The organism is Chryseobacterium sp. IT-36CA2 (assembly GCF_949767875.1).
In the GTDB taxonomy this organism is placed as follows: domain Bacteria; phylum Bacteroidota; class Bacteroidia; order Flavobacteriales; family Weeksellaceae; genus Chryseobacterium.
The window spans coordinates 1,407,551-1,419,944 of sequence record NZ_CATKPG010000011.1 but is presented as its reverse complement, the minus strand read 5'-3'; the positions used below and the strand labels follow the sequence as shown (position 1 = coordinate 1,419,944).

General features: G+C 33.7%; 4 protein-coding genes. All 4 read right to left on the bottom strand.

What is annotated here, in order from left to right; all coding sequences use genetic code 11:
- Nucleotides 1-364 precede the first annotated feature (364 nt).
- The 4 genes from ACM6F9_RS07120 to ACM6F9_RS07105 all read right to left on the bottom strand — a co-directional run bounded on the left by ACM6F9_RS07120 (nucleotide 365) and on the right by ACM6F9_RS07105 (nucleotide 12,335).
- Nucleotides 365-511, bottom strand: coding sequence for a hypothetical protein (locus ACM6F9_RS07120; protein WP_414845053.1), 147 nt, complete (start codon nucleotides 509-511; stop codon nucleotides 365-367).
- A gap of 267 nt (nucleotides 512-778) precedes the next feature.
- Nucleotides 779-1,156, bottom strand: coding sequence for a hypothetical protein (locus ACM6F9_RS07115; RefSeq protein ID WP_414845052.1), 378 nt, complete (start codon nucleotides 1,154-1,156; stop codon nucleotides 779-781).
- Nucleotides 1,157-1,185: 29 nt separating this feature from the next.
- Nucleotides 1,186-1,806 carry a hypothetical protein gene (locus tag ACM6F9_RS07110; protein WP_414845051.1) on the bottom strand — a complete coding sequence of 207 codons (621 nt, stop codon included), beginning with the start codon at nucleotides 1,804-1,806 and terminating at the stop codon, nucleotides 1,186-1,188.
- Nucleotides 1,806-12,335 carry a polymorphic toxin-type HINT domain-containing protein gene (locus ACM6F9_RS07105; RefSeq protein ID WP_414845050.1) on the bottom strand — a complete coding sequence of 3,510 codons (10,530 nt, stop codon included), beginning with the start codon at nucleotides 12,333-12,335 and terminating at the stop codon, nucleotides 1,806-1,808. Before ACM6F9_RS07105 ends, ACM6F9_RS07110 begins: the two co-directional genes overlap by 1 nt.
- Nucleotides 12,336-12,394 lie beyond the last annotated feature (59 nt).

Sequence of the window (12,394 nt, the reverse complement as noted above, 5' to 3'; positions counted from 1 at the left end):
ATGAAAGAGTTCTACTTTCATTGACTATATTACTTTGGATTAACATACCATTTCCCAAGCTTTCTGTACGAAAAAAATATTATATATCAACATTTTAGCAAAATAAGCAGGATAATAAGAATCTATTTTTGCTATCAAAGTAGTATTATCATTTTTTTAACAGCAATTATATTTGTTTTTGGATACTTCCCGTTTATTTGTTTAAAATTTTCAGCATTGTATTCGTTTGACACATTATTCATTTCCATAAAAAATACTTCATCATAATAACCGTCTATTATAGATATAATTCGGTCTGTTGTAATTAAAAAGTAAGAATTTTTAAGATCACATTCCATAATAGGGAGTTCATTTACTAAGAGCATTATATTATATCAGATCTAAAATAATCATCTCCTATTATCTTAGTATTAATTTTATCATTAAACGTAATCCAATCACTTTGTTCTTTATCCATACTTTTTAAAGTAATTTGAACTGCTAACTGTTTAAATTCCCTTGTTGTTTTCATTATTTTAATGTTTTTTCCCATGTTACGGCTGTAGACTGAAAATTAACTGCTCCATCTTTAAATGACTCAAAATGATATCCATATTTTCTCGTCCAAGTAGGGTCAGTTGCAAATTCATTTATATTACATCTTCAAAACCCACTTAAAGTAAACCCTGTAGAAATATTCTAAAGTATAAAAACAAAATAATCCACCACAATTGCAGTGGATTATTGTTATCTACCGACACTACTCCCAGCAGGGAACATCGGAATTCTATATTTATTATTAACGAATCCAGTCTACGTCTTTTTGCTGAAATTTAACTTTATCTAATATTTTATAATCATTTTTTAATATCAATTGGTACCACTCATCAGGCAAAATCACATTAAAATCAGATACATATTCCGATAGATCTTCTGGCCATATCCAAAAACCATCAGTAAATAATAAAAATTCACCTATTTTTTTATCATTATCTCTAAATAAATGAGGAAAATTAATTTTACTAGACACTGCGATAATACCTCCCGAATTTAAATATGAAATTAACTTATTCTTGTTATAAGACTGATTAATTTCTTTATTAACATACAAATTAACAGATGGATAATCTTTATATCTATTTCCATATTCTTTCCAAAATCCAAATTCTTTATACATTTTATTTTTTATCTATATCGGCTACAAGATCATGATTCTATTAATGGAATATCTTTATAATTATCAACTTTGAGATTTAGAACATATGTTATTATTTTATCAACATCTGTTTCAGGACATGTTTTTCCCTCATTCCATAATGGTTCTTCAGGAATAAATCTTAATTTACACATGTTTTCTTTAAAAAATAACACTTCAATGTTAAAAAATAATTTTTTATCTCCTTTTGTTAAATCAAAAATACCAAGATTAAGTATTATACTTTCCATATTTTCATTATTTGTATAATGAAAATTCCAGGAATCATTTGTAATTCCATTTTTTTGTAATTTATATAAGAAATAATGATATAACTCAAATCTGATATCATTAGTTGCTCTAACAAGATATTGAAAATATTCAAGCGCGAAATTAATTGATTGAAACGTTTTATAGGTATTCTCTTTTTTTAAGTATTGTATTTCTTTCGGGTATAAATATAAACTTTCATCAAAAAACACAATTATTTCTTTTTCATTTCCTTCGAAGCAAATATTCCTATTCTTTGCTTTTATTTTCCCATTTTGAACATATAGAAATTCAAAGAAAGGATTAACACCCGTACTGCAATATAAATTAAAAAGTGTTATTTTTAAATTTTCAAAATCCATTATTTTAATTTATTAATTATTATTTTGTGATCTATAAATATCTGAAAACCTCCATCTGGAAATACTTTAGTGTAATTGCCTCCTGTTTTGCTACCAGACTGATATATTGTTTTAACTCCATCTCTAACGGCTACATTCGTTTCTCCAACTAATTTTAAAATCCGTCCATCTGTTCTCGTTTTATCTAATGCTTTAAATACATTCTCTAACTGATTAATAGTAGCTTCTTGAGACGTAAGAGTTTTTGTTTCAATACTTGCCGCATATTCCATAAACTTTGCAAGTCGCTCAGGCCAACAAGTATTGTGCACCAAAATACCTTTCTCAGAAACGTAATAATTATGGTTATCTTCCACTTCAAAGTTATAGACTTCTACTTTATCATCCAAGAAATTAATAGATTCTAACAAAGAAGTTTTACCATCTAAAGTAGTTAAATACATTCCTTTGGTAAGCTCTTTGGCTTCTATCCAGCCTCCGTTTACATAGAATGGGTGTTCCGGAGTACATATAATTTCCGTACCATTTACAGAGATTTTCACCAATGAAGAGGAAATATTATGGGATAATTCCAGAACTTTTTTCAGTTCCTTTTTGCCTGTTTCTTCATTATAACTCCATACCAGATCGCCTTTCCTGACTTCTTCAATCTTTCTGTTTCCTTTTTCTGTGGCAACTAAAGTTCCTTTTGCAAAACATATGTTTATTAATCCTTTTGTTAGCTGTCTTACAGGAACACAAACAATACCTTTGGCAGCATTTAAATACTTTACGGGAATCAGTTCAGGAAGGATTGCAAATGGTGCTTCCTGTAACGCGATCAATGTTGTATATGCTAGCTGAGATGAAGGATTTGCATATGGATTATCTGGAACAGGTCCTATAGTTGGTCCCGAAAGATTCGGAGCTGGTGCAGGATAATTATTAATAACGTTAGATCCTTCCAACTGACTTTGGATATCACCCGTATAAACTCCCCAGTCCCTATTATATCGCATCCCATCTCTTGAGAATGTCGCTCTGTTTCCGGTTCCATTTCCATAATTAGTATTTACTGACCAGTCACCATCATTATGTTTATATACATTAACATCATTATTTCCAAAGCGCATAGAGTTGGCATATCGTTCTGCATTTCTACGTGCTTTAGACCAAAAAATAATATGCCAAAAACTATCAGGATTTTTCCCTCCAGGCTCCCCTATCCTTTCCCCCATCATCCCTGTAGGGTCTGTATAGTTGACAGGATCATTCCATGTATAGGCATATGGAGACATGGTGATTTCTACCAATGGATCTACCGATAGCCAAAAGCTTCTTTGCGGATCATAATATCTCGCTCCATAATAATACCATCCAGTTTGAAAATCAAATTCTTTGCCGTTGTATTTATAAGGATTACCATATTCATTATTAGATAATTCCATCAATGGTTCTCCGAATGGCATGTACTCATACCAGTTCGTGATTTTAGACACGCTATTTGTTAGCACTGAAGAGCTTCCCAAATGATCAGGATGTATCCAATACATTTCAGAGCTCAGGATTTCCGGAATTGTCTCTCCTGTCAAACATCCATCAGGATTGCTGTTGATGATTTCATCCAGAAATGCACAGAAACTTCCACCACTGTTCAACACATCACTATATTTGTTCAGTAAACTCTTATAACAAGATTCTTTCTCAGGATCCTGAGAAAAATTAATAATTAACTGTTCAATGACATAATCACAATCCGGCTCATTAGCTAAGGTATTAGACGGAGGGGTATATGTTCCCTGTGTATCTGCATTGGGAACCCATACAATCTGCGGATACTGGGCCTGAATAGCAATACCTTTAACTTCTTCTTCCAAAACCTGACGCAAACCAGAATAAGTGCTGGTATCTTCAATTTTAAATCTATGGGTAGGTATAGCACCTACTCTTGTTGCAATTCTCTGTCCGCCAATATAATAATGCTTACTCATTGATTTTTCTCCAAGTACCATATACCCGCTTGGATAATAAGTATAACTTCCCATCTGGGTAGTTTTTTCAGGATCGTTTCCATTGACATACATTTTTTTGGAAACACCATCACTTTTTAGCACACGTTCACCTCCTGCATCATACACATAATGACTTAAAACACCTCTTTCACCAACAGCTTTCAGATTATTGCTTTCAGACCAGAATAAATGCCTGTACAACTCTGGTTTTCCTGCAACAATATTATATAGCTTATTCAGATTTCCGTTACCATCATAAGTAAACTCTTCTGCTCCGTCTGATGGGAAAATATTTCCGGTACCACAGTCCATAGGAGCGCTGAAACCATAATTTCTTTTATATTCAATTCTGGAAACTGCATTAGGATGTCCCGCAACATTATAAAAATATTTTGCATCTTTCCCCTGGTTGCTTGGATTCTGGCATGTAATATTATTCTGGTAAGATTTTAATCTATAATTTTTAGAATCGATATTTCCTACAGTATTATAAGCCATATCCAATTCATAATACTGCGTATAATCTTTTCCTGTAGCTGTAATTTTTGAAGACTTTAATCTTCCAAATGTATCATACTGATAAGACTTCTGGCTGGCTGCAGTCATCATGCTTGCCGGGAAACTCCCTGACATTGGTGTAGTACCTGAAACATTCAAGACATTCCCGTTTCTATCAAAAGTATATTGATTTCTGCGTATCTGTGTTCCTGTATTATTATAAAACAAGGATAATTCCGCAAGCCTTCCCCAGGCATCATAATTATAATTACTTTGTGTAGTATTTCCAGCAGCAAATGAAACCATCTGATCTCTGTTATCATAAGTAATAGTGCTTACGATAGGAACCAACGGTTGATTTACCGGGCTTTTACTGTATATATTTTTTAATAATCCCGCTTCATTATAATTATAGAATACTTCTTCAGCATCCGGATACGTTATTTTATTAATTCTGTTATATACATCATATACAAAAGAAGTTTTGAATAATTTAGGGGTATTATTGGGTGCTACAACTACTCTTGTATTTTCTCTGACCTGTCCTAAAGCTGTATATTTAAATGTCTGAAATCCTGTTTTGTCAAGCTGGCTTACCAGACGTCCAGCCGAAAAATCTGACGCTCCGGCGATACCGTATTCATATCTCACAAAATCATTGGGAGCAAAATCAATACGCATCAGTCTGTTATAATCGTAAGAATAGGTTACGCTTTGCCCTGCTGCCAAAAGTAAAGCATTGTCTGAACTGGTTAATTTCCCTGTCCGGTCATATTTAAAGTTTGCTGTACCAGCATCCGGCTGTACCACTTTTATTTTTCTTCCCCAATTATCATACTGATAGGTCGTGGTATCATTATTTTGATCCTTAACCTGAACTAACTGACTAAGAATATCATATTTATTACTTACCCATAAGTTCTGCGTTCCATCAGTTTGCTTAGCTGATGTGGTGCGTCCTCTTTCGTCTGTATAAATCACAGAAGTATTTCCTAAAGGACTTATCGTTGTGCTCATAAACTGAGTTACTCCATCTCTGTCAGGTCCAAATCCGTATTTATATTCAGTAACAAGGTTTTCAAGTCCATTATTGGTCTGAACGTTATTCTGAGTAACCCTCAACGGACGATCCATATTATCATAAGTTGTTGACACAAATATTTTTGCCGCAAGGTCTTCAGTGTTTGTATAATCATCATACGTTTTCAAAGAAGGAATAATTGTACTTGCGTTTATACTTGTTGTCACTTTATCTCTAAGAATTGTCTTTACAGGTCTTCCTAAATTATCTTTAATCTGGAAAACATTATTAGCGTAAGAAAATTGAGTTCCGGAGTTCTTAAATAATTTTTTAACAGCTAATTCCTGTCCCCATACTGTAGTGAATAAACTGCTGAAATAATTCAGATCAGGAGTAACATTATTTACTATGGGTGCTTTTCTCTCTGTAACAGCTACAGGAATAATTTGATTAGGATAATAATAAAACTTCATCGTCCAGTCATTATCAACCGGAGATTTATATTGAGTAACCCTTCCAAATGAATCATAGCTATAATAAGAACTAACTCCATTAGCATCCGTAATAGTAGTGGGTACACCTAACAGATAATTGGCATCATATTCAGTCGAACTTGATAAGTTATAAGAATCCGTTACCTTAACCATATAAGCATGATAGGCAGGATCATATTCAAATGTTTTTGAGAATCTTTGATTATTGGCCGAAATCGGCTCTGTTATCTTCAGAAGATTACCATAAACATCATATTCCATATCAAACTCAGCAGGCTGCCCATCTATTGTTTTAGAAACATTTGTTACATTACGATTGGCATCTACTTTAGAAGTTGTAACCCTAGTGATGCTTCCTGCGGTAATAGTATTCTTACTAGGAACACCTACGATATTTTTCGAACCGGGATCATGATATTCTGTTTTTACAGAGATATCATCAGAGGTTGTTCCCAGAGTGGTTCCTCTATCGGTATATGAGGTTACATTCCCATATTTATCATACTGATCTACGGTAGTTATTAAAGTCTTACTATGGCTGGTGCTGCCAACAACTTCCGTCGTTATATTTTCAGTTTTATAGAGTAATGGAATAACCCTACCGATATCTTTATATTGAGGTTCAGACTGCCCTTCTGATAATTGATATCCAGTATTGGATAACTGATCAAAATATCTGTATGTAAAGTTAGTTTCAGAACGTTTTTTGCCATTAATATCTAAAAGATAAGAAGATCTTACCAGCCCTTTTTTATAAAAATACTGCCTTACTTTTGTATCATTATAATTTACAAAGAAATCACTGGAATTAAAGCTAGTTTCATACTCTGTAACATGAGTCTGATGAAGGGAAAAAGCCTGTCCTTCTGCTCCTCCATATGTTTTTGTTTTTACAATACCAAATCCTAAAAACTCTCTTTCTCTTCTGTCCTGAATTCCTTTTTCATATTCAAATGTAACCTGGGATTTAGGAATCATTCTTGGAATTCCCTGAACAATGGTATTTTTAGACACCAAATCTGAAATAGTAACCTTTGTTAATGCTAGTTTTGAAAAAGGCATCTGATAAGTGCCTCCTATAAGAGTTCCAAAATTATTTTTTGTATTATATAAATCATACTCAAGAGCCATCTCTCCCTTAAGAGGATTGGTAATCCCAATCAATAAGTTTGCCTTTCCTAAACTGTTGTGATATACTTTTAAATTTGCTTCATCATCAGAAATCAACAAATCGGGAAGACCATCAGCATCAAAATCTCTTAAATCCACAGTTTGTTTACTTACAGACTTATCTTTATTATATCCCAGCCCCAGACAAACTTTTATCCCTAAACAAAAACACAATGTTCCATACAGATTAAATCCTGATGAATTTTGTTTGTTTTCCAATTCGAAATCCTGGCTCATCATATCATTCGTAAATGTCGTCCCCGTATTAATGAGCATCTCATAAGTACTTCCTGATCTTACAATTTTATCTTCCATCCCATCCCCATTGAGATCGATAAATGCAGTACTGGTAGTAGATCTTGATTGAGCCAATCCTACACCGATAGATAAACTTCCGTTTGGCCAGCTAAATCCACCGCCTCCAGATAAAGACGAAGAATTGTTATTGGAAAGATCAGAAACATCCCAGTTATAAGGTTCATTTATAAAAGTTTTTCCATTATTAATATATAATGTACCCTCCGACACAAAATCCAGCAATCCATCTCCATTAATATCAAACCAAACTGCTTTGCTTTTTGACTTGGCTTGTCCTAACTGTACATTTAGCCCAATTCCAACTGCATTTGCAGAAGTTGTAGTATGCGTTCCCTTTTCACCGCCAGTTTTAAATCCTCCATTTAAAGTATTACTAAATTTAGTCGGAACAGGAACTCCTAAACTAAGACCAAAGTTCGTAGTCGTATTATACATTTCTTTTTCAAATGTATTCCCCGGATTCCCTAACTGTCCTAACAGGTTAGTGGTCTGAATTGAATTACCTGAGACAACATCCGGATAACGGTCACCATTAAAATCAATAAAATGATCTTTTGTATAGTCTTTAGAAACACCTGCATTACCGCCAATAATAAAAGCACTACCATACATGTTAACCCCTGATCCTTTTGAATACTTAATAATACCTCTTGGATTCGGAACTGAATAACCAGGATATTGCGACTCTGTATCAGGTTCTGTAAAAGTTCCTAATAAAGCAGGCTGTAAATGATATTGACTTACCTCAGCAGACTCTAGTGGAGATGAGTATGTTTCTGCATCCATTTTCAAATCAATAGGAGTAAAATATCTGCTATTCATCATTTGAGTGATGTAATCCATCACACAGTCCTGATACGCCTGTGAAGTAGGATCTCCAGTACAAGGAATAGAAGGATTCTGCATATTAACGTTAAAGCCACTCATACTTGAGTTAAACTCACTTTCTCTTATGGTTTCATTTTTATATTTGGAACCATTATATGAAAAACCTCCCCATCCCTGATATACTAGGCCTGTACTAATATTATAATGAATATTATTGGCTCTATAAGCAAAATAATCTGCTTTATGCTGTGTATCAGCAAGTGGAGATGGCTGTGGCGGCTGTTCAAACCAGGAGTTATATATGTTAGGATTCAACTGTGCTAGTTTTTTTGCAACTTCATAATCAGGAGAAGTAATCTCAAAATAGAATAAATGTTGCCATAACTGATCATACGCCATTCCAGGAACCCCATTTACACCAAAGATATCACAGAAATTAAGCTTTGGAATTTCCATCACATTATTTACTACATTGACTGTATTTTTGGCAAAAAAGGGAATGTCTCCACCTGCATTTTTAAGCTTCAGCGAGAAAGTAACGGTAGTATTATGCAGTGTAGGGAGATTTATGGTAAGCGGCTGACTAACACTATTTGTAAATTTTGGATAAAGCAGGAATCTACACTCAGAAAATTGAGCATATTGCGTAAAGTCCTTAGGAAGGTTATTTGTCAGTCTTTCTCCGTAAGGGTTATATTGCACCAACGCATTTGAAAGCAAGACATCAGTGGCCGTTGTTACTTCAATCTGCGGCTTCCATTTGATTTTCTCCCAGGACACATTAGTATCTGCATAAACATCAAAATTGAAAAATGTAACGGTAGAATCAGAAACAACTTGATTTACTAATATACTTGATAAATCAACTCCCGAAATCAAATTACTTGTCGTCGTTAACGTATTAAGAGATGCTCCTTTTGGTAATTTATAATGATAAATCAAATTAGAAGCTGATGGCTGAATAAATCCTGTTGTATCTGTTTTTGGAACAACAATCTTATAAATCTTAAAATTAACATCATCTGTAAATACCTGATTGGTTAAGCCACCCCAGGAAATCTTCACTGTAGCTTTATCTGCCACAGGATTTCCTTTTTTACTTGAAGCCAGATAACTTTCTGATGAGTTAAACCCATAATAATAATTTCCGTTGGCATCTTTTGGAATTACTGTAGGGTTACTTGAGAAATAGCTGATTTCAGTATTAGATACAATCCTATCCCTAATTGGATTTTCTTTGGCACTTGCCACAACAAAAACCCTCTGCCCCTTTTTTACATCTACTGTTTCACTGATCGCAATGGGCTGACCAGGACTTGTTAATGTAACTTTTGATCCAATCATTGTAGAATGTGGTGGGACATATGTAGGATTATCTTCATCAACTTTTGTCATTCCTCCCAATTCCATCCAAACATCTACTCCATCGATAGAGTTTTGTTCTAATTGAGCATTGGTAGTCACTCTTATTTTACCATCAACAGGAGCTTCCCACATTCTTACAATATTACCAAGAAGCTGTGACCCAGTTTGCCCAGACTCTATAACCTGTACCGCTGGTACTCCGCTTAAAATTACATTAGGAGTGGTTTCTGTGACATTCGGACCGCCTTCTTGCTGTGGTTCAAACTCAGGAACACCATTTCTGATTCTACTAAAATACACATCTCCATAACTAATCAAATCTGGAAGACCATCTCCATTGACATCTGAAAAATATACCGGTGTATTATTATTAGTCCAGTTAACATTTATTCCAGCTGCATAATGTTTGTAAACAAATTCCAAACCTGCAGAGCCTATATATGAACTTGTTTTAGATAGTGGTGTTCCGGCGGGCCAGTTTACCGAGCTATATACACCTCCGAAACTTGACATGCTATTTTTTCTGAACCATAGTTTCCCATTTCCTCCATAAAAAACTTTATCCGGTAAACCATCACCATCAACATCCATCAATTGCCCCTTACCATAAGTTTTATTTTCACTGTAAGAAGCATTAATTCCGAAAGTATTCTTTTTGTTGAATCCTATAAAAAAACAACCAGATCCGCTTCCAAAAGTAAGAGACCCGCGAATTTTATTGATATTATCGCTAAAATCTCCACTAATAGCTGATGCATTCCCACCATTAAACGGACCAACATTTCCAATATCATTTCCTGTATTATATACTTTAGGTGGGTCTTCAAAAATTCTTGCTGTACTATAGGAAAACTTATGCCTGTTAAACTCAACACCATTACCATCCTTCTGTATAATTTCCGTTAAAAGTCTTTTACCGAACTGTCCTATAGTTGTATTTGAAAACTGATACTCTCTTATTTTTGTATTGGCTCGGGATACTGTAATTTTATTTAAAATTTTAGCATCGGTAAGCTTAACTCCAAGTTTATAAGTAAAAGCCCTATCTTGTCTTATACCTGATTCGTTATCGAAACTGATAACTGTATTATTACTGTATGTAATTGATGACAGATATTTACCTTTTCCTCCACCTTCAAAAGAATCAGCATAGTTATAAACAATAGTATTCCCATAGCGATCCGTTACCCTACTTAAATACCAGCTTATTCTGTTTCCTGAAGAATTGGAAGAAGCATTATCTGTTAAAAATTCAGTATATTCTTTTCTTATACCTTCTCTATCCAATACTTCCCAGGTATATGAAGATGGTGTAGATCCTTTTCTTGTTATAAACAGACCTTCTGTAACACCAGTTCTATAATAAAATTTTTTATCTCCTGAACCTCTGGCTTCCTGAAATTGAACTTTATTAGGTAAATAATCATCCTTGAATACTAATTGCTCACCTCCAATTGTATAAATCTCACTTTCTTTCGAAGGATCAAAAGCTGGAATCCCCCAACGAGTATCAATATCAATAGACTCTACAGGAATATCCCATCCTGTTCCTGCCCAACCTGATTTATTGTCACTATTATATGTGATTACGACACTGGGCTGAAATCCACTGGTTCCTTTGGGGATTTCAATTGGATATTGTACCACAGCCGACCCTTGTTGATTGGCAGAAGGTGGAGATATCAGGTTTATTTTAGATGTTGGATTTGCTAAAGGAGCATTATTAAAATCCGTCGAAGCAGAGACATTTGATTCTGGGCTTTCCGGCTGTTTAAGAACTCCATTGATGTAATCTGTTTCACTTCCGGCTAAAGCTTTAAAAACAATATATTTTTTTTTACTATTAACACTATCCACAGCAATGGATATCCATTTTTTCTGAGTATAATCAAAAGTAAATGTTGTTATATCATTTTCATGGTAACCATTGGGAAGTTTAGATTCATCATATGGAAGATGTATAGTAGTTTCTTTCAAACTATTATTTTTAAAACGAAATCCATAATGATCTGCACTTACATTAGAAATTGATTGCTCTACTGGTGGAAGATCAATATTCCTAAGCCCAAATACAATACCTGATTCATTGCTAAAGACTATGTTTCTACCAGACTCTTTATATATATCAATCTTGGAAACTATACTCTTACTATCTTTAAAGATTGTTTCTTCATGTAAAATATTATTTTTTCCAATAAATTTGAGATTTATAGTAGATTTGTTATTTTCAGTTAATGATAAATATTCAAATTCATTTCCATGCAGGCTAATTCTTTTATTCGCAATTTCAACAGCATCAATTGATGAGTTTGAATTTACAAACCCGCGAATGTAAAGAGTTTTATCTTGATAAATTTGAGATATAATCTGATATGGCTTTTGATTCGCTATACTATTTTCCGAGATTCTTACATTCTTTATTTTATAGTAATCTCCTTTATTCAGTGTATTAAAAAGAATGAAGTTATTCCCTCGTTTTAAAAGAGTTGGGTCAATATTTTCATTAATTTCAGTCCATCCGGATTGTTTAACTTTGATGTATCCGCCAACTGCAAAACTTCCATTAATACTTCTTGTAACAGAATTAATATCTGAATATCCATCCACATTATATGTAAGTGAATAAGAAGTATTCTTTTTGATGTCTGACAACTGAACATTAAAAATATTATCAGAAGGATCGCTATCCCATGACTGTTTATCCTTATTACCAATTTCACCGATATATTCTGAACTTACAGAAGCTTTATCTTTCGGTAGTGTAAATAAAGATTCTTTATTTATGCTACTTTTTTTAGTTAATGCAGCAGATAATGAATCTGAAAACTTATTTCCAGACTCCAAATATTTTGTTTGTTGCCCACCAGAAAAAGGTTTAAGAAAATCGCAGTTGATTTTAAAAG

Bases quoted from the DNA above. Each gene is read 5' to 3' on its own strand.
- ACM6F9_RS07115 (WP_414845052.1), bottom strand. From the start codon at position 1,156: ATGTATAAAGAATTTGGATTTTGGAAAGAATATGGAAATAGATATAAA.
- ACM6F9_RS07120 (WP_414845053.1), bottom strand. From the start codon at position 511: ATGAAAACAACAAGGGAATTTAAACAGTTAGCAGTTCAAATTACTTTA.
- ACM6F9_RS07110 (WP_414845051.1), bottom strand. From the start codon at position 1,806: ATGGATTTTGAAAATTTAAAAATAACACTTTTTAATTTATATTGCAGT.